General features: G+C 64.4%; 30 protein-coding genes. 10 read left to right on the forward strand and 20 right to left on the reverse strand.

Translation table 11 applies throughout. The features are described 5' to 3' along the window. Window positions 1-184 precede the first annotated feature (184 nt). The gene (locus tag J3454_RS09260; RefSeq protein ID WP_349513480.1) at window positions 185-823 is read right to left on the reverse strand and encodes an imm11 family protein; all 639 of its coding nucleotides are present in this window, start codon (window positions 821-823) and stop codon (window positions 185-187) included. Between the two features lie 215 nt (window positions 824-1,038). Between J3454_RS09260 and J3454_RS09265 the strand changes: the two genes are divergently transcribed. Next, window positions 1,039-1,431 carry a hypothetical protein gene (locus J3454_RS09265; protein WP_349513481.1) on the forward strand — a complete coding sequence of 131 codons (393 nt, stop codon included), beginning with the start codon at window positions 1,039-1,041 and terminating at the stop codon, window positions 1,429-1,431. A gap of 256 nt (window positions 1,432-1,687) precedes the next feature. Here the strand turns inward: J3454_RS09265 and J3454_RS09270 are convergent, their stop codons facing one another. Beyond that, a complete protein-coding gene (locus J3454_RS09270) occupies window positions 1,688-2,680 on the reverse strand; it encodes an adenosine kinase (protein WP_349513924.1) in 993 nt (330 codons plus the stop codon). Between the two features lie 135 nt (window positions 2,681-2,815). On the opposite strand from J3454_RS09270, the gene J3454_RS09275 reads away from it, so the two are divergent. From J3454_RS09275 to J3454_RS09285, 3 genes are read left to right on the forward strand one after another with little or no spacing between them, the layout of a single operon-like run. After that, window positions 2,816-3,514 (forward strand): EI24 domain-containing protein, encoded by a 699-nt coding sequence (locus J3454_RS09275; RefSeq protein ID WP_349513482.1) that lies wholly within the window; start codon window positions 2,816-2,818, stop codon window positions 3,512-3,514. After that, window positions 3,514-3,912, forward strand: a complete 399-nt coding sequence (locus tag J3454_RS09280) for a hypothetical protein (protein WP_349513925.1) — start codon at window positions 3,514-3,516, stop codon at window positions 3,910-3,912. Before J3454_RS09275 ends, J3454_RS09280 begins: the two co-directional genes overlap by 1 nt. Before the next feature lie 58 nt (window positions 3,913-3,970). Further along, on the forward strand, window positions 3,971-4,915 hold the full coding sequence (locus J3454_RS09285) for an SH2 domain-containing protein (protein WP_349513483.1): 945 nt from the start codon (window positions 3,971-3,973) through the stop codon (window positions 4,913-4,915). Window positions 4,916-4,919: 4 nt separating this feature from the next. On the opposite strand, the gene J3454_RS09290 is transcribed toward J3454_RS09285, so the two are convergent. From J3454_RS09290 to J3454_RS09350, 13 genes are all read right to left on the reverse strand, one after another. Beyond that, the gene (locus tag J3454_RS09290; RefSeq protein WP_349513484.1) at window positions 4,920-5,393 is read right to left on the reverse strand and encodes an Rv1443c family protein; all 474 of its coding nucleotides are present in this window, start codon (window positions 5,391-5,393) and stop codon (window positions 4,920-4,922) included. Window positions 5,394-5,396: 3 nt separating this feature from the next. Continuing rightward, window positions 5,397-5,762: a HesB/IscA family protein gene (locus J3454_RS09295; protein WP_349513485.1), complete on the reverse strand. Its 366-nt coding sequence runs from the start codon at window positions 5,760-5,762 to the stop codon at window positions 5,397-5,399. After that, window positions 5,762-6,235 (reverse strand): SUF system Fe-S cluster assembly protein, encoded by a 474-nt coding sequence (locus J3454_RS09300; protein ID WP_349513486.1) that lies wholly within the window; start codon window positions 6,233-6,235, stop codon window positions 5,762-5,764. The genes J3454_RS09295 and J3454_RS09300 overlap by 1 nt, the downstream gene beginning before the upstream one ends. 5 nt (window positions 6,236-6,240) lie before the next feature. Then, window positions 6,241-7,467, reverse strand: a complete 1,227-nt coding sequence (locus J3454_RS09305; RefSeq protein WP_349513487.1) for a cysteine desulfurase — start codon at window positions 7,465-7,467, stop codon at window positions 6,241-6,243. Continuing rightward, on the reverse strand, window positions 7,464-7,808 hold the full coding sequence (locus J3454_RS09310) for a hypothetical protein (protein WP_349513488.1): 345 nt from the start codon (window positions 7,806-7,808) through the stop codon (window positions 7,464-7,466). The genes J3454_RS09305 and J3454_RS09310 overlap by 4 nt, the downstream gene beginning before the upstream one ends. Next, the gene (locus J3454_RS09315; protein WP_349513489.1) at window positions 7,805-8,569 is read right to left on the reverse strand and encodes a SufD family Fe-S cluster assembly protein; all 765 of its coding nucleotides are present in this window, start codon (window positions 8,567-8,569) and stop codon (window positions 7,805-7,807) included. Before J3454_RS09315 ends, J3454_RS09310 begins: the two co-directional genes overlap by 4 nt. Next, on the reverse strand, window positions 8,569-9,324 hold the full coding sequence (gene sufC / locus J3454_RS09320; RefSeq protein ID WP_349513490.1) for a Fe-S cluster assembly ATPase SufC: 756 nt from the start codon (window positions 9,322-9,324) through the stop codon (window positions 8,569-8,571). Before sufC ends, J3454_RS09315 begins: the two co-directional genes overlap by 1 nt. Further along, a complete protein-coding gene (locus J3454_RS09325; RefSeq protein WP_349513491.1) occupies window positions 9,317-9,877 on the reverse strand; it encodes an endonuclease domain-containing protein in 561 nt (186 codons plus the stop codon). Before J3454_RS09325 ends, sufC begins: the two co-directional genes overlap by 8 nt. Next, a complete protein-coding gene (locus J3454_RS09330; protein ID WP_349513492.1) occupies window positions 9,874-10,338 on the reverse strand; it encodes a hypothetical protein in 465 nt (154 codons plus the stop codon). The genes J3454_RS09325 and J3454_RS09330 overlap by 4 nt, the downstream gene beginning before the upstream one ends. Further along, window positions 10,338-11,843 carry a Fe-S cluster assembly protein SufB gene (gene sufB, locus J3454_RS09335; RefSeq protein WP_349513493.1) on the reverse strand — a complete coding sequence of 502 codons (1,506 nt, stop codon included), beginning with the start codon at window positions 11,841-11,843 and terminating at the stop codon, window positions 10,338-10,340. Before sufB ends, J3454_RS09330 begins: the two co-directional genes overlap by 1 nt. Continuing rightward, on the reverse strand, window positions 11,840-12,280 hold the full coding sequence (locus J3454_RS09340; RefSeq protein ID WP_349513494.1) for an SUF system Fe-S cluster assembly regulator: 441 nt from the start codon (window positions 12,278-12,280) through the stop codon (window positions 11,840-11,842). The genes sufB and J3454_RS09340 overlap by 4 nt, the downstream gene beginning before the upstream one ends. Before the next feature lie 99 nt (window positions 12,281-12,379). Further along, window positions 12,380-14,212 (reverse strand): DUF885 domain-containing protein, encoded by a 1,833-nt coding sequence (locus J3454_RS09345; protein ID WP_349513495.1) that lies wholly within the window; start codon window positions 14,210-14,212, stop codon window positions 12,380-12,382. Between the two features lie 107 nt (window positions 14,213-14,319). Beyond that, window positions 14,320-15,240 (reverse strand): AraC family transcriptional regulator, encoded by a 921-nt coding sequence (locus tag J3454_RS09350; protein WP_349513496.1) that lies wholly within the window; start codon window positions 15,238-15,240, stop codon window positions 14,320-14,322. Between the two features lie 333 nt (window positions 15,241-15,573). Between J3454_RS09350 and J3454_RS09355 the strand changes: the two genes are divergently transcribed. From J3454_RS09355 to J3454_RS09365, 3 genes are all read left to right on the forward strand, one after another. After that, the gene (locus tag J3454_RS09355; protein ID WP_349513497.1) at window positions 15,574-16,620 is read left to right on the forward strand and encodes a quinone-dependent dihydroorotate dehydrogenase; all 1,047 of its coding nucleotides are present in this window, start codon (window positions 15,574-15,576) and stop codon (window positions 16,618-16,620) included. 11 nt (window positions 16,621-16,631) lie between these two features. Then, a complete protein-coding gene (gene ggt / locus J3454_RS09360) occupies window positions 16,632-18,353 on the forward strand; it encodes a gamma-glutamyltransferase (RefSeq protein ID WP_349513498.1) in 1,722 nt (573 codons plus the stop codon). Between the two features lie 161 nt (window positions 18,354-18,514). After that, window positions 18,515-20,338 (forward strand): AMP-dependent synthetase/ligase, encoded by a 1,824-nt coding sequence (locus J3454_RS09365; protein WP_349513926.1) that lies wholly within the window; start codon window positions 18,515-18,517, stop codon window positions 20,336-20,338. A 23-nt stretch (window positions 20,339-20,361) separates the two neighbouring features. Here J3454_RS09365 and J3454_RS09370 read toward each other — a convergent pair whose 3' ends face one another. Further along, a complete protein-coding gene (locus tag J3454_RS09370) occupies window positions 20,362-21,036 on the reverse strand; it encodes an HAD family hydrolase (RefSeq protein WP_349513499.1) in 675 nt (224 codons plus the stop codon). Window positions 21,037-21,114: 78 nt separating this feature from the next. Then, window positions 21,115-21,705: an NADPH-dependent FMN reductase gene (locus J3454_RS09375; protein WP_349513500.1), complete on the reverse strand. Its 591-nt coding sequence runs from the start codon at window positions 21,703-21,705 to the stop codon at window positions 21,115-21,117. Between the two features lie 132 nt (window positions 21,706-21,837). Here J3454_RS09375 and J3454_RS09380 point away from each other — a divergent pair, with 132 nt between their 5' ends. Next, entirely contained in the window at window positions 21,838-22,599 is a 762-nt protein-coding gene (locus tag J3454_RS09380) for a helix-turn-helix domain-containing protein (protein WP_349513501.1), read from the forward strand. Between the two features lie 25 nt (window positions 22,600-22,624). Here the strand turns inward: J3454_RS09380 and J3454_RS09385 are convergent, their stop codons facing one another. The 3 genes from J3454_RS09385 to J3454_RS09395 all read right to left on the reverse strand — a co-directional run bounded on the left by J3454_RS09385 (window position 22,625) and on the right by J3454_RS09395 (window position 24,858). Beyond that, complete coding sequence (locus J3454_RS09385) at window positions 22,625-23,137, reverse strand: hypothetical protein (protein ID WP_349513502.1); 513 nt, start codon at window positions 23,135-23,137, stop codon at window positions 22,625-22,627. 268 nt (window positions 23,138-23,405) lie between these two features. Continuing rightward, a complete protein-coding gene (gene thiS, locus J3454_RS09390) occupies window positions 23,406-24,401 on the reverse strand; it encodes a sulfur carrier protein ThiS (RefSeq protein ID WP_349513503.1) in 996 nt (331 codons plus the stop codon). Between the two features lie 55 nt (window positions 24,402-24,456). Beyond that, window positions 24,457-24,858: a MerC domain-containing protein gene (locus J3454_RS09395; RefSeq protein WP_349513504.1), complete on the reverse strand. Its 402-nt coding sequence runs from the start codon at window positions 24,856-24,858 to the stop codon at window positions 24,457-24,459. A gap of 129 nt (window positions 24,859-24,987) precedes the next feature. Between J3454_RS09395 and J3454_RS09400 the strand changes: the two genes are divergently transcribed. Both J3454_RS09400 and cutA read left to right on the forward strand, forming a co-directional pair. Next, window positions 24,988-26,073, forward strand: coding sequence for a COX15/CtaA family protein (locus tag J3454_RS09400; RefSeq protein WP_349513505.1), 1,086 nt, complete (start codon window positions 24,988-24,990; stop codon window positions 26,071-26,073). Continuing rightward, window positions 26,073-26,432: a divalent-cation tolerance protein CutA gene (gene cutA / locus J3454_RS09405; protein ID WP_349513506.1), complete on the forward strand. Its 360-nt coding sequence runs from the start codon at window positions 26,073-26,075 to the stop codon at window positions 26,430-26,432. Before J3454_RS09400 ends, cutA begins: the two co-directional genes overlap by 1 nt. Window positions 26,433-26,460 lie beyond the last annotated feature (28 nt).

The following is a 26,460-nucleotide window of genomic DNA, read 5'->3' on the forward strand; positions in this document are numbered from 1 at the left end:
ACCCCGTAGCGGCCGTTAGAAGCGAGGTGGCAGGCGGCCCATTCGGGCTTTCACAAGCGGCTTCCCAACAGCTCACGTTCTGCAGATGGAGCCGCGTCAAGCTAAGGCCCATCGTGGATTTGCGGCAAGCGCGGTGCGAGGAGGCGGCGGAGGTCCTGCGGCCGTGTAGAGTTTGGGAATGCCATCACACGGTCTCCAGCTTGCTGGCCGCGAAGGCCATTAGATCAAGTGCGATTAGGGCTTCCGCAGCCTCATCAGATGCATAAATCCCACCACCCCTTAGATGCTTATCACGCCAGAAATGATAGCCCGCCGTCTGCGTCTTGCTGTGGTAGAGCTTGGCATCAGGTATACGCACTCTTTTGCCATTCTCCATCCAACTCGACATCCATAGCGCACCCTTTTTGAGCACGAAGGTTGTATGTTCGCGATCAACGCCGTCGATCCGGTTGCAAACCACCCACAGCCAACGCTGAGCGATCTCATCACCCGCTTTGTTCACCACCGAGATCGGAAAGAACTGGTGCACATCGGGTTCAAACCGCTCGACCACATCCTTGAAGCGTGACGCGACGCAGGGGAAGCCATGGGGAGTGTAGTAATCGGGCACCGGGCGAGACGACTCCCACTCCCAAAGGGTTGGAACATGCTCTTTCGCAATGCGGAAGCCGGCATTGTATTGATGCTTGTAATGATGCGTGATCGCTCGAAGGGTCTCTTCGGTTTCAGGACCCTCAACCTTGATCTGGCGAGGGTCGCCGTCGAAAAATCTCTCCCTAGGATACTGGCCCATCTCACGTTCGCTGCCGATCAGATAGACCATGCCATACTCCCACGAAGATTCGCGCAACTGGTAGGCTTAGCTTGTTCTGATTAAGCAATGATTTGTTGGGCATGGCAGAAATCCACCCACTTCCAGTCACTCGCTTTGCCCGCTCGTTTGCCTAAAACCGGTCATACGACAGGCCTTTGTTGGGGGGCTTCACAAAATTGATCCCGATCAAGGACGCAGTGATGCGAAGGAAGGATACAGGGACCATGACCCAACAACCGCTCCGCAGCCTAGCCCTTATCGCCGCGCCGCTCATGGCGCTTGCCGCCTGCCAGACGTCCGGCACCGCCAATCCGCCGCCGATGGTGGGCAAATCGACCTCGCCTTCGCCCGATACCCGCGCGCCTGCGTTTGTCGAGGCGGCCTGCGGCGGGTGCCATGCGGTCGAGCCGCCGTTCCTGTCGCCCAATCCGGCCTCGCCCAGCTTCGCCGCGATTGCCAACCGGCGGGGGCTTTCGGAAGCGTCGCTCGCCGATTGGCTGGCCGAGGCGCATAATTATCCCGAGGACATGGATTTCACCCTCACCCGTGCGCAGATCGACCAGATCGCGCGCTATATGGTGACCCTGCGCAAGGCCGGATACGTGCCGGACGAGTGACTTTCCTACAGAGGCTCAGCGCAGCTATGCCGGCCTCGCTCTTTGCCATCGTCAACCTGCCAAACACCCTGCGAAACGAGAGAGTTTTCGCTTCCTGGACAGTGTCTCATGTGTCTCCAACATCAGGAAACCGGCACGAAAACTGAACGGTCGCGGAGCGGCCGCAAGCGCGACCGCGCGCCCGCAGGCGCCCGGAGGTGCGTAGCGCCGGAGGAACAGCGCTGAGGACGTTCGCCCGGAGGGGCGAACGCAAGACCTAAAGCCGCTCTTCCATCAGCTCGACCATATCGGCTTCCGGGCGCGGGCCGTAATGCGCGATCACTTCCGACGCGGCGATCGCCCCGCGCTTCAGACAGCGGGTCAGCGGCTCGCCCCGCGCATAGCCTGACAGGAACCCGGCAGCGAACTGGTCGCCCGCGCCGGTGGTGTCGATCACCTTGATGACCGGCACGGCGGCGACTTCGGCGCGCTCGCCGTGGGCGATGGCAACCGCGCCTTTCTCCGAACGGGTGGCGACCAGCACCGGCACCTTGCCTGCCACTGCGGCGAGGCCCGCTTCGAAATCGTCCTCGCCGGTGAGCGTGGCGAGTTCGGTTTCGTTGACGAACAGGATGTCGATCACCCCGTCATCGATCATGGCGCGGAAATCGTCGCCGTGCCGGTCGATCACGAAGCTTTCCGATGCAGTGAAGGCGATCTTGCGGCCCGCGTCGCGCGCAACCTCGATGGCGCGGCGCATGGCGCGGCGGGGTTCTTCGGGATCCCACAGATAGCCTTCGAGGTACAGGATCGCCCCGCTGGCGATCAGCTCTTCGTCCAGCGCGGCGGCGGGGAGATACTGGCCCGCGCCGAGGAAGGTGTTCATCGTCCGCTCGCCATCGGGCGTGACGAAGATCAGCACGCGGCCCGTTGCCGGTTCGCCCTCACGCGCCGGGGTGTCGAAATCGATGCCGGTGGCGCGCATGTCGTGGCGGAACACCTTGCCCAGCTGATCGTCCGCGACCTGACCGATGAAGGCGCATTGCAGGCCCAGCGTGGCGAGGCCCGCCAGCGTGTTGGCCGCCGAACCGCCGGAGATCTCGCGCGCAGGTGGCATGGCGTCGTAGAGTTCATCGGCGCGCGCTTCGTCGATCAGGGTCATGCCGCCGCGGTTGAGCTGAAGCTCGTCGATCAACTCCTCCTCGCAGGAGGCAATCACGTCGACCACGGCATTGCCGATGGCGATGACGTCGTAACGGGCGGGCTGGATATCGGGCACGGGTGAGTTCCTTCGCTTTTGCTTGCGCGCCGCCTAGCCGCCTTCGTCCCTCGCGCCAAGCATCTGTGTGCGCCGTGCGCCCTCCACGTTGACTTCGCAGTGCGCACCCCGCATCGACCCGGCACCATGTCCGCCGTTCCCGCCGCTCTTGCCAAGGCCTTTGCCCAGCTTGCCGATCGCGCCGTGCTGCGGGTGCTGGGCAAGAGCATCGGCATCACGCTGGCGCTGTTCGCAGGCTTGGGGGCAGGAGTGTATTTCGGGCTGGCCGCCGTGATCGAAAGCTACGGCTATGACGGCGAATGGGCCGGATTGGCCGCCGTGGTGCTGGTGCCATTGGCGATGTGGCTGTTGTTCCGGATCGTGGCGCTAGCCGTGCTGCAGTTCTTCGCCGACGAGGTGGTGGCGGCAGTCGAGGCGCGGCACTATCCGGCGCTCGCCAGCACGGCAAAGCCGCTGCCGTTCCGCCGCGATCTGGCCAACTCGGTCAAGGGACTGGCGCGGGCACTGGGCTACAACCTGCTGGCGCTGCCGGTGGCGGGGTTGCTGGTGTTCACCGGGATCGGCCCGGCGCTGGTGTTTCTGGTGGTCAACGCCGTGCTGCTGGGGCGCGAGCTGACCGACATGGCGTGGCTGCGGCATTGCGGCGCGGGTGAGGGGGCCGAACGCGCCAATCCTGCAGGCCGTACCGAGCGGTTTCTGCTCGGCGCTGTAATTGCCGGGCTGATGCTGGTGCCCTTTGCGGGCCTCATTGCCCCGGTGCTGGGCGCGGCGGCGGGCACCCATCTGGTGCTGCGGCGGCTGAACAGGCAGGAGGCAGGCGCGTGATGAAGGCTTCGGCTCCGCTTCTGGCGGGCATGGTGCTGGCGCTTGCGGGCTGCGTCGGGGGCAGCAGGCCCGCGCCCGTCCCTGCTCCGGTTCGCACCGCCGGCGTCGTGCGGGTGCCGCAGGTGATGGCGCCGCAGGGGCTGGGCGGCGTGATCGGGCAGGAGGCGGTGCAGCTCACTCGGCGGTTCGGCACGCCCCGGATCGACCTGACCGAGGGCGACGCACGCAAGCTGCAATTCAGCGGCGCGACCTGCGTGCTCGACATCTACCTCTACCCGATGCGCCCCGGAGCCCAGCCGACTGCCGCGCATGTCGATACGCGCCTGCGGCAGGGCGGGGCAGCGGTCGATCCGGGCACCTGTATCCGCGAGGTCGAAGCCGGAAAACAGCCGCGGTAACCCGGTCTTAAGCCTGTCTGTGCCATTGGATGCGCGCAATCACAGGATTACACGGGCCATGACCACGCAATTCATCGACATCGCGCAGCGCGCCGCCGCCGACGGGCAAGTGACCGCAGACGAACTGCTGGCGCTCCGCCGCGAGGGCTGGGGCGATGGCATCATCACCCGCGCCGAAGCCGAGGCGCTGTTCACGCTCAACACTGCGCTCAGCGAACGCAGCGTGGAATGGTGCGACTTCTTCGTCGAGGCGATCGGCGAACATGTGCTGAACGGCACCCCGCCACGCCTGCAATGCAACGAAGCGGAGGCCGTCTGGCTGATCGCGCAGGTCGATCATGACGGCGTGACCGAAAGCATGGTCGAGCTGGAAACGATGGTGCGGATCCTCGAGCGCGCCGAGAACACGCCCGACCGTCTGAAAAACTACGTGCTCGCCCAGATCGAGCGCGAAGTGCTGACCGGCACCGGCCCGACCCGCTGCGGCGGAGAACTCAGTGCGGTCCATATCAGCAGCGCCGAATGCCGGATCATCCGCCGGGTGATCTTCGCCAGCGGCGGCCACGGCCCCGCAGCGGTAACGCGTTTCGATGCAGAAATGCTGTTCCGCCTGAAGGATGAAACCCTCGCCGAGGAAAACGCCGCCGAATGGGACGATCTGTTCATCGACGGCGTCACGAATTATCTCAAGGGCTTCACCCTGCAGAATGCTCAGGTCAGCCATGAACGCAAGCTGGAGTTGGAAGCCTTCGTTGCTGACAACAGCGCCAGCGTCGGCCGCTTCATGGGCCGGGTGCTCCGCGAAGTGCCGCAGGCGGGCAACCATTTCGGCAAGGTCTTCGGCAAGCGCAAGAACACCGGCCCGGATTATGCCGCTCTGGAATCGGCGGGCGAGGCGGTCACCGATCACGAGAGCGAATGGCTCGAAGCAATGATCGCCGCCGATGGCGAAGTGGATGAACTCGAAAGCCGCCTGATCGCGCGGCTGACGGCAGAGGCATAAGCGCCTACCGCTCCAGTGCCGCAAAATCCTTATGCGCCAATTGCCGCCAGCGACGCTGACGGTGGGCATAGAACACGCGCGCGAATGCGGCGATCAGCGGGGTGAGCAACCCCGCCTCGATTGCCACCCTGTCGGTATAGCTGGTGGTACCATCCGCGGCCGGCGCAATGGTAATCCAGTGATCCCAGCGCCGGATCAGCGGGCCATAGCCATTGTCGCGGATGAAACGGGCCTCACCTTGCGGCGCAGGCTGGCTGATGACCACCGCCTGCCAGCCGATAGGGATAAGGCCGAACAGCCACATCCACGTACGATATTCGCCCGGCTGCCACACTGCGGGGAAGCGGGCGGCGCCCTTGGGCGTGAAGCGGATCAGCGGTGCGGCAATATGCAGCAGCAGCGCGGACGTGCTGACCCGCGCCCATGCCTCATCCGGCTTGCAGGCCAGCGTGGTCGATAGCTCGACGGTGGCTGTCACGAATCAGACCATGAAGCTTTCGCCGCAGCCGCACGCGCCCTTGGCATTGGGGTTCTCGAACACGAAACCGGCGGTGAAATCATCCTCGCGCCAGTCCATCACGCTGCCGACGAGATAGAGCACGCTCGCCCCGTCGATGTAGAAGGTGCCGCCGGGCGTTTCGATCTTCTCGTCGAACTTCGCTTCTTCGGTGACGTAATCGACCGAGTAGGCCAGGCCCGAGCAGCCCCGGCGCGGGGTCGACAGCTTCACCCCGATCGCGTCCTCGGGAGCCTTGGACATCAAGTCAGCAATGCGCGCTTCGGCGCCGGGGGTAAGGATCACGGCGGCCTTGGGCGCGGGGCGAGTGGTGGTGGCGGTATCGCTCATCATAACATTCCCAGTTCGAGCCGGGCTTCGTCCGACATCTTGTGCGGCCCCCACGGCGGATCCCATACCAGAACCACCTCGGCATCGCGAATCCCCGGCACAGAGGCGACGCGCAGTTCGATCTCGCCCGGCATCGATTCTGCGACGGGGCAGTGCGGCGTAGTCAGCGTCATGGTGACGGTGGCATCGCATTCGTCATCCACCTCGACCCCGTAGATCAGGCCGAGATCATAGATATTGACCGGGATTTCCGGATCGAAAATCTCGCGCAGGGCGGCGATCACATCGGCCTGCAAATCGCTGCCAGCACCGCCAACCGGCGCGTCCGGAACCTTCGCGGCCAGAAAACCGTCGAGATAGTCGCGGCTGCGCGGAGCCTCTGCCGCAGGTGCGGCGTCCTGATCGACCGCGTCTTCCACGCGGGCGCGGGGGGGCTTGTTCACGGTCATGTCCGTCGGGTCGGAGCTGTCCATCGCTCTCATCCTTTTCCAAAAATGCGGCGGGTGCGGGCGATCCCGGCCATCAGCGCGTCGATATCGGCCTCGGTCGAATAGACGCCGAAGCTGGCACGCGCGGTGGCGGGAACGCCAAGATAATCCATCAGGGGCTGGGCGCAATGATGGCCTGCGCGGATTGCGACATTCCCTTCGTCGAGCAGCGTGCCGAGATCATGCGGGTGAATATCGTCCAGCGCAAAGCTGACGATCCCTGCGCTGTCGGCGGGGCCGAACAGCCGCACATCGTTCATCGCGCCCAATTCGCGCCGCAGACGGGTGACCAGCGCGGTTTCGTGTGCGTGAATGTGCTCCAGCCCGATACCGTCGACGTAGTCAGCGGCGGCGGCGAAGGCGATCGCTTCGGTGATCGCGGGGGTTCCGGCCTCGAACCGCTGGGGCGCGGGGGCATAGGTGGTGCGTTCAAAGGTGACGCGGTCGATCATCGCGCCGCCGCCCTGATACGGCGGCATATCGGCGAGAATCTCTGCTTTGGCCCACAGCGCGCCGATCCCGGTCGGGCCGTACAGCTTGTGCGCGCTGAACACGAAGAAATCGCAGTCCAACTCGCTGACATTCACGCCCATGTGCGGCGCGCTCTGGCACCCGTCGAGCAGCAGTTTCGCGCCGACCTTGTGCGCCAGCCTCGCCGCTCGCTCGGCATCGAGCACGCTGCCGGTGACGTTGGAGACGTGCACCAGCGCGACCAGCTTGTGCGCCTCGGTCAGCATCGCTTCGGCGGCGTCGAGATCGATGCAATGGTCGTCAGTCAGCGGGCACACGTCGATGGCCGCGCCGGTTTCCGCCGCGATCATCTGCCACGGGACGATGTTCGAATGGTGCTCAATCTGCGACAGCAGGATGCGGTCGCCCGGCTTCAGGTTCGCGCGGCCCCAGGTCGAAGCCACAAGATTGATCGCCTCGGTCGCGCCGCGGGTGAAGACGATCTCGTCCTCGTGTCCGCCCAGGAACGCCGCGATCCGCCGCCGTGCCGCCTCATAGGCGATCGTCATCTCGGCCGAGCGCGAGTAGACCCCGCGATGCACCGTCGCGTAATCCTCGCCCAGCGCGCGCGCCATCGCGTCGATCACGGCGCGGGGTTTCTGCGCGGTGGCGGCGGTATCGAGGTAGTGCCACAGCTTGCCATCCGCGGCAGTGAGGCCGGGGAATTCGGCGCTGAAGTCGCGCTGGATGGTCGCGGGGGCGTTCATGGCTGTGCCTCGTAATGTTCGCGAATCACGCGATCGGCAAAATACAGCGCCTCGGAACGCAGCGCCTGCCGCTTGGTGATGGTGCCGTGCGAGACTTCGGCATACAGTTCGACCGCCTCCCTGGAATCCGCAGCGGCGTCGAGTTCCGCCTTGCACCTATCAGTGATCTTGAGCGCCCAGTCCCAGCGTTCATCCGCCAGCGGGGGCGGCGGATTGTCGGCGAGCTGCGCTGCGAGCCCGGCGCGCAAACAGGCATGGGCTGCGTCCAATTCGGCATTGGGCTGCGGCACGGTGCCGGTGAAAGCGGGAGGGGCGAGGGCGAGGGCGAGGATCAGGCTCACAGCTTGGCCCCTTCCAGCGCGCTGAGCGCCGCATCGAGCAGCCGTTCGTGCTCGGCCTCGTCCGCCAGCGCCACGAAGGCATCACCGATAAAGGCTTGGACCAGCAGCCGCTGCACGGTGGCGGGATCGAGCCCGCGCGCCATCATGTAGAAGCGCGCGCTCTCGTCCAATTCGCCCACGGTCGCCCCGTGCGCGCATTTCACATCGTCTGCGAAGATTTCGAGCTGTGGGACGGCATTGGCGCTCGCGCCTGCCTCCAGCAGCAGCGCCTTGAAATCCTGCGCGGCGTCGGTCTTCTGCGCATCGCGCGCAACCTTGATTTCGCCGAGGAAATTGCCGGTCCCGGTGTTCCAGTGAACCGCGCGGATGGTCTGGTTGCTGGTCGCATCCGGCTCGGCATGGGTCACCTGCGTCACGAATTCGCGGGTGGCGTCGCCGCCGCCGATTGTGACGCCGCCGAATTCGAAATGCGCCCCCTTGGCGAGGTGCACTTCCAGTTCGACGCGGGTGTAATCCTGGCCGGCATTGGTGACGAAGAATGCGGCGGTCGCGCCTTCGCCCAGCTTCACGCGGAACCGGTGCAGTTCGGGCGCGTCGCTGCCGACGATCATGCAGCGCGTGATGCTTTCGCCGGCCGCTACGGCAATATCCTGCCATGCATCGAGCGCATCGACGCCAATCCGCGCCACGCCGTCCATATCGGCATAGCGCCACGCCTCATCGCGGCGGGTGGGGAGGGTCAGGGTTGCGCCTTCCGCCATCACGCCATCACCGTATCGTAACCCTCGGCCTCAAGCCGCAGCGCCAGTTCCGGGCCGCCGGTTTCGACGATCCGGCCCCCGGCGAGCACGCTGACCTTGTCGGGCTTCACCACGTCGAGCAGGCGTTGGTAGTGGGTGATCAGCAGCACCGCCTTGTCGGGCGAACGCATGATCGAATTGATCCCGGCGCCGACGATCCGCAGCGCATCGATATCAAGGCCGCTATCGGTTTCATCCAGCACCGCGAAGGACGGATTGAGGATGCCCATCTGCACCATCTCGGCGCGCTTTTTCTCGCCGCCGGAGAAGCCGACATTCACCTGCCGCTTGAGCATATCCATGTCCATTTGCAGCAGGCCGGCCTTGTCCTTGGCCAGCTTCAGGAATTCGCCGCCCGACAGCGGTTCTTCCCCGCGCGCCTTGCGCTGCGAATTGAGCGCCTCGCGCAGGAACTGCACGTTGGACACGCCGGGGATTTCGACCGGGTATTGAAAGCCGAGGAACAATCCGGCGGCAGCGCGTTCATGCGGATCGAGAGCCAGCAGATCCTGCCCGTTGAAGGTTACGCTGCCTTCGGTCACGTCGTAACCCGGCTTGCCGCCCAGCACGTTCGCCAGCGTCGATTTGCCCGCGCCGTTGGGGCCCATGATCGCGTGAATCTCGCCCGCCGGGATCGACAGGGTCAGGCCCTTGAGGATCGGGGTGGGCTTGTCGGGGCCGCCGACGGTGGCGTGGAGGTTGGTGATTTCAAGCATGGTTCTTCCTTGGGGGACGCTTTGCATCGCCCTGAGCGTTGGGGCGCGATTTGGGGCGGTCGTAGCTCTGGTTCGGGTTGGCCGCCTTGTGCGCGCGGGCGGCGGCTTTGCGCTCGGCGAGGCGTTCACGCATCACGGTGGTGAGGCGTTGCAGCACCGCGTCGATGTCTTCGAGGATGTCCTTGGCCGCGATCCGCATCACCCGAATGCCGACGCTCTCGAGGCTTTTGTCGCGCCGCTTGGCGAGAGCATCGTTCTGCCCTTCCTCGTCAATCGCCAGAGCGAGGCCGAGGTTGTGGCAGTTGAAATCGACAATCGCAGAGCCGACCACGGCGAAGCGTTTGAAGGTGTAGCGGCCCAGATCGGCCTTGCTGAACTTCTCGGCCAGAGCCTTGTGCGCATCGGACGAATGGCGGCGGAGTTCACGCGCCTGCTCGTGCAGCGCATCGAGCCGCGAATCCGAAATCTCCCACCCGCGGCCCTTCTTCTTGAGCGCGGGGGCTTCGGCGGTGGCAGCCTCGGGGTTGAGGGCTAGAGTTTTACGGGTGGTCATTGGCACGCCCCTGGAGCGACAAGTAGCTCTCCATCGGAATTCAAAATATATTCGAAATCTTGGCGCCAATCGCCATCTCTCACTCTGTGAAAGCCATCGCTCTTATCATGTATATATTCCCACGAATTGAATCGCACACGAACACTAGCCTTATCATACAAAATAACGTGCTCACAGATTTGGTCATACGCGAGTTTGACAAGCTCTAATAACAACCCAGACCCCTGGCCAACATTCAATTCGGCTTCCGTTTCCACGTTGAAATCAACACAGGCGAAGGCGCTATCTGCCGACAGAAACTGAATTTGCGCTCGATACTTCGTATCCCCAAGTGGGGGATGTAGAATATCTGGCGTCCCAAGGCATTGCCGAATGGCATGGTAGATAACCCGGCCCACGTCTTGCGCCCGGTGAAGTGCCTGAAGGTCAGTCCCGGCCCATGGCTTCAGTGATTCAGCCATCACCCCACGCTCCCCTCAAGCGAAATCGCCAGCAGCTTCTGCGCTTCGACCGCAAACTCCATCGGCAGCTCTTTCAGCACGTCCTTGGCAAAGCCGTTTACGATCAGCGCCACGGCTTCCTCTTCGCCAAGCCCGCGCTGCATCGCGTAGAACAGCTGTTCGTCGCTGATCTTGGAGGTGGTCGCCTCGTGCTCGATCTGCGCGCTGGGGTTCTTGACCTCGATATAGGGCACGGTGTGCGCGCCGCATTGATCGCCGAGCAGCAGGCTGTCGCATTGGGTGAAGTTGCGCACATTGCTCGCCGTCGGCCCGACGCGGACGAGGCCGCGATAGGTGTTGGACGATTTGCCCGCCGAAATCCCCTTGGAGATGATCGTTGAGCGGCTGTTCTTGCCGTTGTGGATCATCTTGGTGCCGGTGTCGGCCTGCTGGTAATTGTTGGTCACCGCGACCGAGTAGAACTCGCCCACGCTGTCTTCGCCGTTGAGGACGCAGGAGGGGTATTTCCACGTCACTGCAGAGCCGGTTTCGACCTGCGTCCACGAAACTTTGCTCCGGTCCCCCTGACACAGCGCGCGCTTGGTGACGAAGTTGTAGATCCCGCCCTTGCCTTCGGCATTGCCGGGATACCAGTTCTGCACGGTCGAATATTTGATCTCTGCATCGTCGAGCGCGACCAGTTCCACCACCGCGGCGTGGAGCTGGTTCTCGTCGCGCATCGGAGCGGTGCAGCCTTCGAGGTAGCTGACGTAGCTGCCCTTTTCGGCGATGATCAGAGTGCGTTCGAACTGCCCGGTGTTTTCGGCATTGATGCGGAAATAAGTGCTCAGCTCCATCGGGCAGCGCACGCCTTCGGGCACATAGACGAAGGTGCCGTCGGAAAAGACCGCGCAATTCAATGCCGCGAAGTAGTTGTCGCGCACCGGCACGACCTTGCCGAGCCACTTCTTCACCAGATCGGGATATTCGCGGATCGCCTCGGAGATCGAGAGGAAGATCACGCCCGCGCGCAGCAATTCCTCGCGGAAGCTGGTGGCGACGGAGACGGAGTCGAACACCGCATCCACGGCGACCTTCTTCGCGCCCTTGACCCCGGCCAGCACTTCCTGCTCGCCCAAGGGGATGCCCAGCTTGTCGTAGATCCGCTTGATCTCGGGATCGAGGTCTTCGAGCGAGTCCAGCTCGATCTTCTTCTTGGGCGCGGCGTAATAATAGGCGTCCTGATAATCGATCTTAGGGTAGCCGACCTTGGCCCAGTCGGGCTCCGGCATGGTCTGCCACAGGCGAAACGCCTTCAACCGCCAGTCGAGCATCCATTCGGGCTCGTTCTTCTTGGCCGAAATGAACCGCACCGTGTCTTCGGTCAGGCCTTTTTCCGCGAATTCGGTCTCGATGTCCGACGACCAGCCATGCTCGTAATCGGCGGCTTTCGCGGCGGCTTCGCGCGCTTCGACATCGGTTTCGGGGGTTTCAGGACGGGTCTGAATATCGGTCGCTTCGGTCATGCCGGAATTTCCTCGATAAGCGGGATGGGCCGCGCCCCTGGCGGATTGCGCAACTGGGATAACGTGATCCCGGCCAGCGCGCCGCGCAGCGCGACATTGATGATCGGCCAATGGGCGCGCATGTTGCACCCGGCCTCGAAATCGCAGGCGACGTGATCGACGCAGGCGGTGAGCGCAATCGGCCCTTCGATCGCCTCGACAATGTCGGCCACGGTGATCGCCGCTGCCGGACGGCCCAGCTGCAACCCGCCATGCGCGCCGCGGACGGATCGCAGCAGGCCAGCGCCCGTCAGTTTCGAGACCAGCTTCTGCACGGTCGGCACCGGCAGGCCGGTTTCCGCCGCCAGTTCCGCCGCGCTTACCCGCCCGTCACCACAATGCGTGGCGGCCTGGCACATCGTGATGACGGCATAATCGGCAAGGTTGGACAGGCGCATTGCGAGCGGTTCTCAATTCGGACGGAATCAGTCTGATTTCCAATTAGGACCGATCCGCTCGGATTACAACCGCAAAGGCGCGCCGCCCGCCCCGCGCGCTCAGGACGTGCGAGACTCGGCGATCCACTGCTCGACATTCTCTTCGAGGATTGACAGCGGCACTGGCCCGCTGGTGAGAATCACATCGTGGAACGCGCGGATATCGAAGTTTGCGCCCAGCTCCGTACGCGCCTGCTCGCGCAGTTCCATGATCTTCAGCTTGCCGATCATGTAGGCGGTCGCCTGTCCCGGATAGACTATGTAGCGTTCGATCGCCTTTTCGATATCGCCCGCCGGGTTGGGAGTATTTTCGGCCAGCCACGCAATCGCGTCCTCACGGCTCCAGCGCTTGTCGTGGATGCCGGTATCGACCACCAGCCGCCCTGCGCGCCACAACTCCATGCCAAGCCGCCCGAAATCGGAATAGGGGTCGGTGTAGAAGCCCATGTCCTTGCCCAGTTCCTCGGTATAGAGGCCCCAGCCTTCGGAATAGGCGGTCACCCCGCCGAACCGTCGGAACGCGGGCAGGTTGCCCAGCCCGGTCTGGATCGAGCGCTGCAGGTGGTGGCCCGGCAAACCCTCGTGATAGGCCAGCGCCTCCAGCTCGTTCTTGCTCATGTCGTTGAGATTATACAGGTTCACGTAATAGGTGCCGGGGCGCGAGCCGTCGGGTGCGGGGCTTTGGTAGAAGGCTTTCCCCGCGCTCTTCTCGCGGAACGCCTCGACCGGCTTGATCACCAGCGGATCCTTGGGCAGCGTCGTGAAGAATTCCGGCAGCTTTTCGCTCATCCGGGCAATATGCGCTTCGGCCTCGGCCAGATAATCCGCGCGGCTGGTGTGGAAGAAGCGCGGATCGTCGCGGGTATAGGCGAAGAATTCCTGCAGAGTGCCCCCGAACCCTACCTTGGCCATGATGGCGCGCATTTCATTATGTATGCGCTCGACTTCGCGCAGGCCGATGGCGTGGATTTCGTCCGCGGTGAGATCGGTGGTGGTGTAGTTGGCAAGCAGCGCGGTGTAATAATCGGCGCCATCGGGCAGGCGCCACACGCCATCCTCGGTGGGCGCGATAGCCTGCTGGCGCTCCATTTCGGCGAGCAGGCGCTGATAGGCGGGCACGACCGTGTCCCACCACGCATCTTTGGCTCCGCCGTTGATCCCGTCCTTGAGCGCAGGATCGATCGTGATCTTTTCGAGCTTGTCCGCAAGGTCGGCCAGAACCGCATTGCCATCGCCCGCTTCGAGCAGGTTGCGGATGTCGGAAATGACGTAGGGATAGACCCAGCGCGGGGGCATTACGCCCCGTGCGGCCCGCTCGCGCGATTCGGCGGTAAGGGCATCGAGCTGCGGCCCCATCCCGGCGATCCGCTCGACATAGGCCAGCGCATCACCCTCGCTGGCGACGCGGTGGATGTTGATGAGGAAGGCCGGCAACCGGCTTTGCGCGCCGTTCATCTGGTCGAAGATGTAGCTATGATCACGATAGGGCCACAGCATCGCGCGGCGGGCGGCCATCGATTCGAACAGCCGGAACGACAATGCCTGCTGCGGGGTGAGCGCGGCCGGATCGTACCGTGCGCGCATCGCCGCCAAGGTCTGCTGCAGCAACGCGAATTCGCGCAGCTCGGCAGCGTCGGAGGGATCGTCCCACTGGCCGTAATCCTCGTCGCGAATACCGCGATAGGCCTTGCTCTGCGGCGACATCGCAAGCTGGGCGGCATCATAAGCGGCGAAGAATTCGTCGATCGTGACGGTCGCGGGAAGTTCGGCGGGCGCGGCGACGGGTGCAGCCCCCGCCTCCTGCGCCGCCAGCGTGGCAGGCAGGGCAGCCGTGCCGAGCGCGGCAGCAATGGCCAGCAGGGAAAGGGGGGCGGCGAACAGGCGCGTGATCATTATCGTGGAGTCCTTGGTTGTCTTCGCAGGTATGACCGGTATGCGGCCGGCTTAGCCTTGCCCGCCCCACCCTGACAACCGCAGGCGATCATCCCACGCAGCGCGGCTCAGCTACGCAGTTCGCGCAGGTTCCTCGGATCGATCATCTCGGCGAGGTAGGGCATCGAGGGATCGCTCAGCCGCGCCGGGGTGCGACCGACGAAATGCGTGATTTCGCGTATCATGTGGGGTTGATCGAAAAAGGCTTCGGAAATTGCGGATTCGTCCTCCGGGGCGAGATAGGGACCGGACAGCAGGGCCGCCGCACGCAAAGCGCGATATTTGCGCGCCAGCCCGCGCGGCGGCAGGCCGAAATAGCGCTCGACCAGACGCTGCACCTGGCGGGCCGAATAGCCCGCAGCACCGCTCAACTTGGCAGTGTCAGGATTGAACGACGCCCCGAGCCAGTGCCCAACCGCGACAATCAGTGCGAGGTGGCGCGGGTTCACGGGGCGGGCATTGGCGGCCACGAAATCGCCCACCGCCCGCGCGCAATCCCGCCCGCTCATCGTGCCGCCGCGATAGGCATTCAGCAGCGCCTCCCCCAATTCGCCGAAATCCTCGCCCAGCACCGATGCGGCCGGCAACAACCGGTCGCGATGCTCGCCGGCGTGAAGCCCGGTCAGTGCCGCCCAGCCTAGCGGAGTCAGCGCCGCGCCGAAGGCATGGAACGGCCCGTCGACCACGATCGGTGTGGCGCGGGAAAGCGGTGTCAGCAGCCCGACGGGGTGGTTCGGATCGCGGCGCCCATCAGCAAACTGGATCTCCCCCGAGCCGTGGGGAAACAGGCATATCTGCCCGATGGCGGCAGGCTGGATGTCGCGAATAACGGGCTCGTCACAGCGGAAATGGTAAAGCGTGGTGACCAGCGGCGCGATCGCCGCTGGCGGGTCGATATAATCGATGCTGATCAGTGCAGCAGGGGTCAGCGCCGATGCGGGCGCTGCAGATCCGATCGGCACAGCCGGGGGTAGAGTTTTGGCGCTCATGGGTCGATGTAACGTTTAACAAACCCGCTGTCGCCCTGTCAAAAACCGGCAGCACCAAAAAAGAGGGCGACGCTCCTTGATGGAACGCCGCCCTATCTGAGTTGAGGAACTCTTTGCATTGCTGCTCCGAGCCCTTCGGGTCGCAACGCAGCCTATAAAGAGCGAATCGGAGTAATGATTGTATGCAAGCGACAAGCGGTATCCTCTAGTTGATATTTCGGGCTGCTAACGTGCTGCTGCCCTTGGTTTATGGCGCTCGCACAGGCGCGCAAAGCCAGGCAAAGCCACTTGCACGCTCGACAGCGCCCGCGGCCTGCCATAGGCGCGCAATCCATGCTGTTCCGCTTGCTCAAGCCCGCTCTGTTCGCGCTCGATTCCGAAACCGGGCACCGCCTTGCCATCAAAGGGTTGAAGGCCCTGCCGCTGCGCGCGCCGATGCCGGTGCCGGGCGCGCTGGGTGTGGAAGTGGCGGGGCTGTCCTTCCCCAATCCGGTGGGAGTTGCTGCCGGGTTCGACAAGGATGCCGAGGTGCCCGACGCGCTGCTCGGTCTGGGTTTCGGCTTCACCGAGGTGGGATCGATCACGCCGCTGCCGCAGGCGGGCAACCCGCAGCCGCGCCTGTTCCGGCTGGTGGAAGATGGCGCGGTGATCAACCGTATGGGGTTCAACAATGCCGGGGCCGAGGCCGCGCTCGAACGGATACGCGCACGCGCGGGCCGGACGGGGATCGTCGGCGTCAATATCGGCGCGAACAAGGATTCGGATGACCGCATCGCCGACTATGCCGTGATGGCGCGTTTGATGGCACCATTTTCGAGCTATCTTTGCGTCAACGTGTCGTCGCCCAACACGCCCGGCTTGCGCGCGTTGCAGGATGAAGGTGCGCTGGCGGGCCTGATCGATGCGGTGATTGCGGCGCGGGACGACGTTTCGGGAATCGATTCGCCCCCGCCGATCTTTCTCAAGGTCGCGCCCGATCTCGAACCCGCCGATATCGACGCCATCGCCCGCATCGCGCTGGACAGGCGGCTCGGCGCACTGGTGGTGTCCAACACCACGATTTCGCGCCCAGCCTTGCGTTCGCATCATGCGGGTGAGATCGGCGGGCTGTCGGGCGAGCCATTGCGTGAGCTTGCGCAGCAGCGCTTGCGCGATTTCCGCAAGGCGACCGGCGGGGCGATCCCGTTGGTCGGCGTCGGCGGCATCGCCACGGCCGAACACGCGTGGGAACGCATTCGTGCCGGGGCTTCGCTGGTGCAGCTGTATTCCGCAATGGTCTATGAAGGGCCGGGCCTCGGCGCGCGGATCGTTAAGGGTCTGGAGCGGCTGATGCGGCGCGATGGCTTTGCCAGCATTGCCGAAGCGGTCGGAACCGAATAGCGATGCTGCCGATGCGTTTTCTCGTCCCCCTGTTCGCCCCGCTGGCGCTCGCCCTCACCGGCTGCGCCGCCACTCTCCCGCCCGAAACTGCCACAGCGACGTCGCCGACGCTCGCGCAGGGCGCGGTCAGCAGCGCCGATCCGCGCGCGACCGCTGCGGGCGAAGCGATTCTGGCGCAAGGCGGATCGGCCACCGATGCGGCGATTGCGGTAATGCTGGCGCTGACCGTGGTCGAACCGCAAAGTTCGGGCATCGGCGGCGGCGGGTTCATGCTCCGCGCCGACGGAGATAGCGACGATATCATCAGCATCGACGGGCGCGAAACCGCGCCCGCTGCTGCCACGCCGACCCGTTTTCTTGATGCCGAGGGCAAGGTCCTGCCGCGCGAGACCCGCGTGTTCTCCGGTCTCAGCGTCGGGGTGCCGGGCAATATCGCGCTCGCCGCCGAAGCCCACGAAAAATTCGGCAAGCTGCCGTGGGCGGTGCTGTTCCAGCCCGCCATCGCGCTCGCCCGCGACGGCTTCACCGTCAACCGCCGGTTTCACGAATCGCTCGCCGCCAGCAAGGGCCGCGCCGACAAGACCGATGCCGCCCGCGCTATTTTCTTCGGCGCGGACGGCGAACCGCTGCCAATCGGTACGACCGTGAAAGTCCCCGCGCTCGCAGACACCTTCGCAGCCATCGCCGCGGCAGGGCCTGAGGCGATGTACGGCGCGAATGCCGCCGCGAATCTGGCCGCCTATGTCGCAGGCGAGACTCCGCAGGACGGCGCGATGACGGCGCAAGATGTGGCGGCTTATGATGCCAAACTGCGCGATCCCATTTGCGTGCCATACCGCGTCTACCGCGTGTGCGGCATGGGGCCGCCGTCTTCGGGCGGGGTGGCTGTCGGGCAGATGCTGAGCCAGCTTGAACGCTTCGATCTCGCCGCGATGGGCCCGGATAGCCCGCTATTCTGGCACCTGTTCGTGGAAAGCCAGCGCCTCGCCTATGCCGACCGCGAGCTTTATCTTGCGGATTCAGACTTCGTTGAGGTCCCCGTCGCCGGGCTGGTCGATCCCGGTTACATAGCCGTGCGTTCGGCACTGATTTCCCCCGCCTCCGCACTCGCTGAGATAGAAGCGGGCGTACCGCCCGGCGCGCCGCTCGCGCGCGCAGACGGGCCCGAGGAGCCGGAGAGCGGCACCACCCATTTCGCGGTCGTCGATGGCGAAGGCAACGCCGTCAGCTATACCTCCACCGTCGAGGGCGCGTTCGGATCAGGGCTGTTCTTCCGCGGGTTCTACCTCAACAACGAATTGACCGATTTCACCCTCACCCCGGAAGAGGGCGGCAAGCCCGTCGCCAACCGGGTCGAAGGCGGCAAGCGTCCGCGCTCGTCAATGGCACCGACCATCGTCTTTGACGCGACAGGCGAAGTGGTGCTGGTGATCGGCGCGGCGGGCGGCCCGACCATCCCGGTGCAGGTCGCCCGCGCGATCATCGGGGTGGTGGATTTCGGCCTAACCGCGGAAGCCGCGCTCGGTCTGCCGTTCATCATGAGCTTCGGCGATGTGGTGGTGATCGAACAAGGCCCGCTGGAAGCGATGGAGGACGACCTGAAGGCGCTCGGCCATGGCGATATCCGCGCGGCCGCGCCGCCGCTGAAAGCCAATGCCCTGCGGCGCCTGCCCGATGGCGGCTGGGAAGTGGCGGTCGATCCGCGGCTTGCGGGCAAGCTCGATTACGAGTGATGCTCACGGGTTGCCGCTCCGGCGATGAGGCTCTAATCTGAATGCAACGGGGCCGCATGAGAGCCCCGGCACCATGTTCGAAGGGATCAGGAGCCTTGGCAGTGCATTCCCCCACGCTTGCCCATTCTGTCGGCGTCGCCATCAACCCGGCCGACGACCCGATGTTGCAGGATATCGACGGGGCGCAGAACCTCGTCGAACTGTTCCTCAAGCGCGCCGACGAAAAGGGCGACGCCCCCTTCCTAGGCCACAAGGCTGACGGCAAATGGGTGACGCAAAGCTGGCGGTCGGCGGCCGAGCATGTCTGCCTGTTGGCCGAGGCCTTGCGCCGCATGGGGCTTTCCGATGGCGACCGGGTGGCGCTGGTATCGGAAAACCGCCCCGAATGGTGCATCGCCGATCTGGCGATCATGGCCGCCGGGTGCATCACAGTGCCGACCTACACCACCAACACCCGCCGCGATCACGCACACATTCTCGACAATTCGGGCGCGCGGGCGGTGTTCGTATCGAACAGCAAACTTCTCGCCCCGCTGGTCGGCGCGATCGGGCAGACCGGGTTGGTCGAACACGTGATCGGGATCGAGGATCTGAAGCGCCAGCAGTCGGGCAGCTTCGAATATCACGCATGGGACGCGCTGATTACCGGCGATGCCACCGCGGCGCGGGCAGCGGTGGACGAACGTATCGCGGAGATCGAACGATCGGCCACCGCGTGCCTGATCTACACCAGCGGCACCGGCGGCGCCCCGCGCGGCGTGATGCAGCACCACGGCGCGATTCTATGCAATGTCGGCGGTGCGGCCGAGGTACTGATCAACGATTTCGGTCTGAGCGACGAACGCTTCCTGTCGTTCCTGCCGCTGTCCCACGCCTATGAACATTCCGGCGGCCAGTATCTTCCCATCGGGGTAGGGGCAGAAATCTTCTATTCGGAAGGTTTGGAAAAGCTCGCTTCCAATATCGAGGAAACGCGCCCGACGCTGATGGTGGTCGTTCCGCGCCTGTTCGAAGTGCTGCGCGCCCGCATCATGAAACAGATCGAGAAGCAGGGCAAAGTCGCCGGTTTCATGCTGGATGCCGCGATGAAAATCTCCGAGCACAGCAAGGACGGCAAGAAGCGCCTGCGTGACCGGCCGCTCGATTTTATCATCGGCAAGACCCTGCGCCCGAAAATCCGTGACAAGTTCGGCGGGCGGATCAAGGCGATGGTTTCGGGCGGGGCGCCGCTCAATCCCGAAGTCGGCAATTTCTTCGATGCGCTCGGGCTTACGATGCTGCAGGGTTACGGCCAGACCGAGGCCGGGCCGGTGATCAGCTGCAACCGTCCCAAGGTGGGCCTGCGGATGGACACCGTCGGCCCGCCGCTGCGCGGGGTCGAGGTGCGGATTGCCGAGGACGGCGAAATTCTGGTGCGCGGCGAGCTGGTGATGCACGGCTATTGGCGCAACGATGCCGAAACCGCGCGCACGCTGCAGGCCGATCCCGCCGAACCGGCGGGCAGGCCGTGGCTCCACACCGGCGATATCGGGCATCTGGATCACAAGGGCCGGATCGTTATCACCGACCGCAAGAAGGACATGATCGTCAACGACAAGGGCGACAATATCGCGCCCCAGAAGGTCGAAGGGATGCTGACGTTGCAGCCCGAAATCGCGCAGGCGATGGTGAGCGGGGACAAGCGGCCTTACGTGGTCGGGCTGATCGTGCCCGATGCCGAATGGGCGCTGGAATGGTCGCGGGAGAACGGCGAGAAGTTCGATCTGTCCGCCTTGCAGGACCTGCCCGCCTTCAAGAACGCGGTGCGCGCGGCGCTGGACCGCACCAATGCCGATCTGTCAGTGATCGAAAAGGTCCGCCAGTTCGCCTTCGCGGACGAGGCGTTCAGCATCGAGAACGAGGAAATGACGCCGAGCATGAAGATCCGCCGCCACAAGATCCGCGAGCGGTATCAGGGGCGGATTGATGGGTTGTATCGGGGGTAGGCGCGAGCGCAGGGAAGTGCAGCTCAGCAAAGCAAAGCGCGGATCTGCGAGTGGTGGGAAACTACCATCACGGCACCATTGGCCAAAAGCCTTTGTTCAAGCCCCTTATCACAGTGACCGCCTCCGACGAAGCCGATGGGGGTCATGCCCGCCGCCTTCGCAGCCAAAACTCCGTGAACGCTGTCTTCGATGACGAGGCAGCGGATCGGATCAACCTCGATCTGCGCAGCGGAATGCAAGAACAGGTCGGGGGCTGGCTTCCCAGTCTTGACTTGGTCGGCAGAGTAGATGTGGGGCGCAAACAGCGATTGCAGCCCTGTTATCTCAAGCTTCTTTAGCAGCTTTTCAAGAGGGGAAGATGATCCGACCGCGACCTTGCCACAGAATGATTGGACAAGCTCAGCAACGCCATCGATTGCTCTAAGCTCGGCCTCAATCCGAGGCCAGATTATTTCATTAAGCTGTGAGCCGAAGTCTGAAGGGAAATTATCACCAGTAAGCTTAGCGTAATCGGCCTCCACCTCAGCTTGGAAATCAGCGTTCGACAGTCCAACAAAACGCGTCAAATATGCTTCGCGCGCATAGACCAAACCCAACTTCGCCAGCAGTTCAATCTCCGCAGCGATGTGAATGATCTCAGAGTCTACTAGAACCCCGTCACAGTCAAAGATTATTGCCTGAGGTTCCTTCAGCCACATGCCCTGCCTTTAACGGTAAGTCACCCATAAACAAGGCGTTGATCTGTAAGAGCTTAGGGTCGCTGCCTCCATTGCACCTCAAAACGGCGGTTTCGACTTCTCCCGCTGCTCCTTTGCCGCCGCAGTCCACCACGCCAGATCGTCGGCAAAGCGCGGGAACTGGCGTTCGAGCGCTTTGCCGCCTTCACCCTGCGGCTGGGCCTGCTCGTCGAGCGTGTTGCCGATCTGACCGACCGCGATGGTGCTCGACACCACCGCCATGCCCATTTCGCCCAGAATGTCGCGCCATGCCAGCGCCGCGCGCACCCCGGCAAAGCGTCCGGCGGAATAGCTGGCGATGGCGGCGGGGCGCCAGAACCATTCCTCGAGGAAATGGTCAGTGAGGTTCTTCAGCCCCGGCTGCACGCTCCAGTTATATTCGCCGGTCACGAACACGAAGGCATCCGCCGCACGGATCTTGCCGGCGAGGCTTTCCAGCGCCTCGGGTGCTTCGCCCTTGGGGTATTCCTTGTACATCCGGTCGAGCATCGGCAGGCCCACCGCCTGCGCGTCGATCAACTCCACCTCGGCCCCGCGTTCAGCCAGCTTCTGGACGCAGTAATCGGCGAGCCGGATACCCATGCGGTCGCGGCGATAGGAACCGTAGAATACGAGAATGCGGTCGGTCATCTTGATCTCCTCTTGCCGACCAACCTATCGGGCCACTGCGGCAAAAGCATGTTCGGCACCATCGCGCTCACCCATGACGATCCAAATAATTCGGGGTGGTCCGGCTGCTTCGCCCGCCCTAGACATCGGACCATGACTTCCGCCCGCCTCGCTACTCTGACCGAGAAGGAACGCCAGACCCTGCGGCTGATCCTGCGGGGGCATGATGCCAAATCGTCGGCGCGAGAGCTTGGTCTGTCGGTGCATACGGTGAACGAACGGCTGCGCCATGCACGGCGCAAGCTTGGCGTGACCAGCAGCCGCGAGGCAGCACGGCGGCTACTGGCCGAGGAAACTGGCACCCCCGAATTGCTGGGGGACAAGACTTTGGGGGATGCGTTGGCGTCCCCTCCCGGTGCATCGGCGAAGGCATCCGCCACCCGGCGGTGGGCACGGCCAGACCTTGCCCTTGTGTCTATCGGAGTGCTTGCCATGTCGCTGATTCTCGCCGCCTTGTTCCTGCCCACCTCGCCGCTTTCGGTCCTGCCCGCTGCGGCAACGAGCAGCAATGCCGCAGCTGAACCCTCTGCCGCCGAAGCCGCTCGCAGTGCCGAAGATTTCCTGAAATTGTGGGACGAAAACCGCTGGGCCGACACCTACGCTTCCACTGGGGCGCAGTTCCGCAGCGTCAACACTCTGGAGCGCTGGGCCGCAGTCTCCGACCAGGTGCGCCCGTCATTGGGTCAGCTTCTGACCCGTGATCTGGTCGCCAACGAATACGTCCCCGCTCCGCCCAAAGGATATCGTCTCGTCAAGTTCGCCAGCAGATATGCGAGCGGCACCAATCAGGTCGAGAGCCTCTCGCTGGTGTGGGAGGAAGGCGCGTGGAAGGTGGCAGGGATCGTGATCGGTTAGGGGTAAGGCGGAGCGCCCCTCCCGCTCATGCCGCTTCGAAATCGTCGACATACTCGGGATAGAACCCCGGCTCGCGCTGCGACCAGCCGGGCGCGGTGGCGGCGGCTTCGCTCAGCGATTGCAGCAGCAGCTTGCGGCGTTCGGGGCGGATGGCCGGGAGCGCGCTCGCGGCGCAGAAGGCAGCGGGCAAATAGGGCCGCGCCGCTGCGCCGAGCAGGCGTTCATAGAGGAAGCGGAACGCCGAAAAGCACTCCAGCCGCTCCTGTTCGAGATCGAAGGCGGCGATGCGCACCAGCTTGCCGAGGAAGCGTTCGACTTCGTTCGGGGTGCCCTCCACCGGGACCAGCGCGCGCAGCGCCTTCAAATCCTGATAGGCGACATATTGGCGGCGGATCGCCACGTTCTCCGCCTCGCCGCGGCCCCAGCGGCGGAAGGCGTCGGTGCGGGCAAGGCCGATATCGAGGCTGCGCTTGATGTAACGTTGCTCACACGGGGCGAAGCCCGCAAATTCGCGCATCTCGGCAATCGGCGTCATCATGGTGTGCCTCCTTCGGACAAGGAGAACTTCGCCGATTGTGGTTAATTTAGCGTTAGGTGAGGTTTTTGTGTTCCGCACGCCTCCGGCGCGCGAAATCCTCGCGCCTTCGGTTGCTGCGGGCGCGCGGTCGCGCTTGCGGCTGCTGCGCGTTCTTGTTGTCCGCAGCCCGTCCGGGCCGCGAAATCCTCGCGCCCTTCGGTTGCTGCGGGCGCGCGGTCGCGCTTGCGGCTGCTGCGCAGCCGGAGTGGCGCGATATGCGCGATTGGGTTTAGATCAAGCCTGCCAGCGGACTACTGGGATCGGCGTACATCCGCCGCGCCATGCGGCCTGCGAGATAGGCCTCGCGTCCGGCTTCGACGGCGAGTTTCATCGCGCGGGCCATGCGGATCGGGTCTTTGGCTTCGGCGATGGCGGTGTTCATCAGGATGCCGTCGCAGCCCAGCTCCATGCCGACTGCCGCATCCGACGCTGTGCCGACGCCCGCATCGACCAGCACCGGCACCTTCGCGCCTTCGACAATCAGCCGGATCATCACCCGATTCTGGATGCCCAGCCCCGAACCGATCGGCGCGCCCAGCGGCATGATCGCGACCGCGCCTGCATCTTCCAGTTGCTTGGCGGCAATCGGATCATCGGCGCAGTAGACCATCGGCCGGAAGCCTTCCTTGGCCAGCACCTCGGTCGCCTTCAGCGTTTCGCGCATGTCGGGATACAGCGTGCGCGCCTCGCCCAGCACCTCCAGCTTGACCAGATCCCAGCCGCCCGCCTCGCGCGCCAGCCGCAGTGTGCGCACTGCATCCTCGCCGGTGAAGCAGCCTGCGGTGTTGGGCAGGTAGGTGATCTTTTTGGGGTCGATATAGTCGGTCAGCATCGGCGCCTTGGGATCGCTGACGTTCACGCGGCGCACCGCCACGGTGACGATTTCCGCGCCCGAAGCCGCGACAGCCGCAGCGTTCTGTTCGAAGTTCTTGTACTTGCCGGTGCCGACGATCAGCCGCGAAGTGAAGGTGCGGCCCGCGACCGTCCAGGTATCGGCCGCATGATCGCCCCCACGATCACCCCCGCCGACAAAATGGACGATCTCCAGCGTGTCGCCATCGGCCAGCGAAGCTTCACCCAAGGTCGAGCGCGGCACGATTTCGCCATTGCGTTCGACCGCGACTTTCTCCGGCGAAAGCTCCAGCTCGCGCACCAGATCGGCGATCGTGGCGGCGTCGGTGCGGCGGGTGTCCCCGTTGAGGGTGATGGTCTTGGGATCGCTCATGGCGCGAGACATAGGCTCTCGACGCGAGGGTGCAACCATCAGTTTGACGGGGCTTTCAGCGCAAGGCGCGCAGGTTGAGATAGTGCGCGGCGGAAACCAGCGTAACCCCCAGCAACGTCAGCAGAAATTCATTGGTTCCGTGCGGCACGATCAGCGCCCAGAACATGAAGCCGAGCCCCGCCATCGCCACGGCGAAAGGGAACGGGCGGCGGTGGCGCATCAGCCCCCAGCCGATAGCGACCGCAGCCACCACCAGCGCCAGCGCGAGGCCGATGCGGTGGATGTTCTCTTCCAAAAGGAAATGCCCGCCGAGCCCCAGGGCCGAGACCAACAGCAACGTGGCGATACAATGCAGCGCGCACAGGCCAGCCAGCCCGATCCCGAGGTGATCGAGGCGCCGACGCAGGCTGGGACGCAGCGATGTCTGATTCGCGGCAGGCACGGGGGGCTGGGTCATCACGCTCCGCCCTTTATGTGATATTGTTACATTGTGCAAGCGCGGCCGCCGGGATTGCGCCGATCGCACTTGCGCTTGCGCCGAACGGGCTTGCACTCACCGCCGCTCCGGCACATGGAATGCGCCGTCATGGCCACGTCCGCCTCAGTCTCCAGTCATTTCGCTGTCGCCCCGCGCGGCAAGGCGCGTCCGCTGGCGCTGGCCCGCTGGCTCATGGTCGTCGCGGCGATGGTGGTCGGCATCGTGCTGGTGGGCGGGATCACCCGGCTGACCGAAAGCGGGCTGTCGATCACCGAATGGAACGTTGTCACCGGCATCCTGCCGCCGCTGACCGAAGCGGCCTGGGCTGCCGAATTCGCCAAGTATCGCGCGACCGCCGAGTACAGATTCGAAAGCGGCCCGGCGGGAATGGATCTGGCGGCCTTCAAGTTCATCTTCTTCTGGGAATGGTTTCACCGCATTCTGGGCCGGTTGATCGGACTCGCATTTCTGCTGCCGCTGATCGTGTTTGCGGTGCGGCGGGCGATCCCTGCTGGCTATGGCTGGCGGCTGGCGGCGATGTTCGGGCTAATCCTCGGGCAGGGGGCGCTGGGCTGGTACATGGTCTCCTCCGGGGTGGGGCAGACCGATCTCACCGATGTCAGCCATTTCCGCCTGTCGGCGCATTTGCTGACAGCGCTGCTCCTGCTCGGCGGTCTGGTATGGACGGCGCGCGATCTCGGGCGGCTCGCTCGTGATCCCGCTGCGCGTCCGGCGCCGCTGACGGCAGGCTCGGCGCTGGTTGCGCTTGTACTCTTTATCCAGCTCCTGCTCGGCGCGTGGGTGGCGGGGCTGAACGCAGGGCACGCCGCCTATGACTGGCCGCTGATGAACGGACGGCTGATTCCACAAGTGGACTGGTCGGACGGCGTGCTGTGGACGCTCACGCATGATCCGTTCCTGCTGCAATTCCTGCACCGCTGGTGGGCATGGGTCGCGGTGGCGGCGCTGGTGTGGCTGGCGCGGCGGGTGCGCAAGGCCGATCGCTTCGCTTCGGTGGCGGTGCACACCGCTTTCGGCACGATGGTGCTGCTGGGCATTGCCACGGTGATGAGCGAAGTGTCGCTGTGGATCGCCGCCGCGCACCAGCTGGTAGGCGCGCTGACGGTAGCGGCGACTGTGTGGGCGATGCACAGTGACGGGCTAATCCGCCAGAACGCACTGGCCGCGCGCTGATGGTGAGCACGGAGGATGGCGCGGCGCTGATCTGGTGCCCCTTCCCCGATCGCGACAGCGCCCGCGCGGTTGCCGGGCAAATGCTCGACCACGGCCACATCGCCTGCGCCAACATCATCGGCGAGATCGAATCCGTGTTTCTGTGGCAAGGCGAACGCGAAAGCGGCACCGAAACCGGCGTGTTGTTCAAGACCACCGCCGCGCGACTGACTGCGGCTTTGGAGCAGTTGGGCAAGTTGCACCCCTATGATACACCCGCCATCGTCGGCTGGCACTGCGATGCTGCGCATCCGGCGACCGGCGCATGGCTGGCCACTGCGGTCTCCGGGCTTGCCGCAGGGGCGCAGGCGAAGGACTGAAGCGGCGGCAAGGTCGCAAACGGGGGGA

This window comes from Erythrobacter sp. NFXS35 (genome assembly GCF_040148725.1).
Taxonomy (GTDB): domain Bacteria; phylum Pseudomonadota; class Alphaproteobacteria; order Sphingomonadales; family Sphingomonadaceae; genus Erythrobacter.

Bases quoted from the DNA above. Each gene is read 5' to 3' on its own strand.
- J3454_RS09365 (WP_349513926.1), top strand. From the start codon at position 18,515: ATGTTGCAGGATATCGACGGGGCGCAGAACCTCGTCGAACTGTTCCTC.
- sufB (WP_349513493.1), bottom strand. From the start codon at position 11,843: ATGACCGAAGCGACCGATATTCAGACCCGTCCTGAAACCCCCGAAACC.
- J3454_RS09260 (WP_349513480.1), bottom strand. From the start codon at position 823: ATGGTCTATCTGATCGGCAGCGAACGTGAGATGGGCCAGTATCCTAGG.
- ggt (WP_349513498.1), top strand. From the start codon at position 16,632: ATGCGTTTTCTCGTCCCCCTGTTCGCCCCGCTGGCGCTCGCCCTCACC.
- J3454_RS09295 (WP_349513485.1), bottom strand. From the start codon at position 5,762: ATGAGCGATACCGCCACCACCACTCGCCCCGCGCCCAAGGCCGCCGTG.
- J3454_RS09265 (WP_349513481.1), top strand. From the start codon at position 1,039: ATGACCCAACAACCGCTCCGCAGCCTAGCCCTTATCGCCGCGCCGCTC.
- J3454_RS09330 (WP_349513492.1), bottom strand. From the start codon at position 10,338: ATGGCTGAATCACTGAAGCCATGGGCCGGGACTGACCTTCAGGCACTT.
- J3454_RS09325 (WP_349513491.1), bottom strand. From the start codon at position 9,877: ATGACCACCCGTAAAACTCTAGCCCTCAACCCCGAGGCTGCCACCGCC.
- thiS (WP_349513503.1), bottom strand. From the start codon at position 24,401: ATGAGCGATCCCAAGACCATCACCCTCAACGGGGACACCCGCCGCACC.
- J3454_RS09285 (WP_349513483.1), top strand. From the start codon at position 3,971: ATGACCACGCAATTCATCGACATCGCGCAGCGCGCCGCCGCCGACGGG.
- J3454_RS09300 (WP_349513486.1), bottom strand. From the start codon at position 6,235: ATGGACAGCTCCGACCCGACGGACATGACCGTGAACAAGCCCCCCCGC.
- J3454_RS09385 (WP_349513502.1), bottom strand. From the start codon at position 23,137: ATGATGACGCCGATTGCCGAGATGCGCGAATTTGCGGGCTTCGCCCCG.
- J3454_RS09370 (WP_349513499.1), bottom strand. From the start codon at position 21,036: ATGTGGCTGAAGGAACCTCAGGCAATAATCTTTGACTGTGACGGGGTT.
- J3454_RS09395 (WP_349513504.1), bottom strand. From the start codon at position 24,858: ATGACCCAGCCCCCCGTGCCTGCCGCGAATCAGACATCGCTGCGTCCC.
- J3454_RS09305 (WP_349513487.1), bottom strand. From the start codon at position 7,467: ATGAACGCCCCCGCGACCATCCAGCGCGACTTCAGCGCCGAATTCCCC.
- J3454_RS09275 (WP_349513482.1), top strand. From the start codon at position 2,816: ATGTCCGCCGTTCCCGCCGCTCTTGCCAAGGCCTTTGCCCAGCTTGCC.
- cutA (WP_349513506.1), top strand. From the start codon at position 26,073: ATGGTGAGCACGGAGGATGGCGCGGCGCTGATCTGGTGCCCCTTCCCC.
- J3454_RS09280 (WP_349513925.1), top strand. From the start codon at position 3,514: ATGAAGGCTTCGGCTCCGCTTCTGGCGGGCATGGTGCTGGCGCTTGCG.
- J3454_RS09345 (WP_349513495.1), bottom strand. From the start codon at position 14,212: ATGATCACGCGCCTGTTCGCCGCCCCCCTTTCCCTGCTGGCCATTGCT.
- J3454_RS09400 (WP_349513505.1), top strand. From the start codon at position 24,988: ATGGCCACGTCCGCCTCAGTCTCCAGTCATTTCGCTGTCGCCCCGCGC.
- J3454_RS09350 (WP_349513496.1), bottom strand. From the start codon at position 15,240: ATGAGCGCCAAAACTCTACCCCCGGCTGTGCCGATCGGATCTGCAGCG.
- J3454_RS09375 (WP_349513500.1), bottom strand. From the start codon at position 21,705: ATGACCGACCGCATTCTCGTATTCTACGGTTCCTATCGCCGCGACCGC.
- J3454_RS09340 (WP_349513494.1), bottom strand. From the start codon at position 12,280: ATGCGCCTGTCCAACCTTGCCGATTATGCCGTCATCACGATGTGCCAG.
- J3454_RS09355 (WP_349513497.1), top strand. From the start codon at position 15,574: ATGCTGTTCCGCTTGCTCAAGCCCGCTCTGTTCGCGCTCGATTCCGAA.
- J3454_RS09380 (WP_349513501.1), top strand. From the start codon at position 21,838: ATGACTTCCGCCCGCCTCGCTACTCTGACCGAGAAGGAACGCCAGACC.
- sufC (WP_349513490.1), bottom strand. From the start codon at position 9,324: ATGCTTGAAATCACCAACCTCCACGCCACCGTCGGCGGCCCCGACAAG.
- J3454_RS09315 (WP_349513489.1), bottom strand. From the start codon at position 8,569: ATGGCGGAAGGCGCAACCCTGACCCTCCCCACCCGCCGCGATGAGGCG.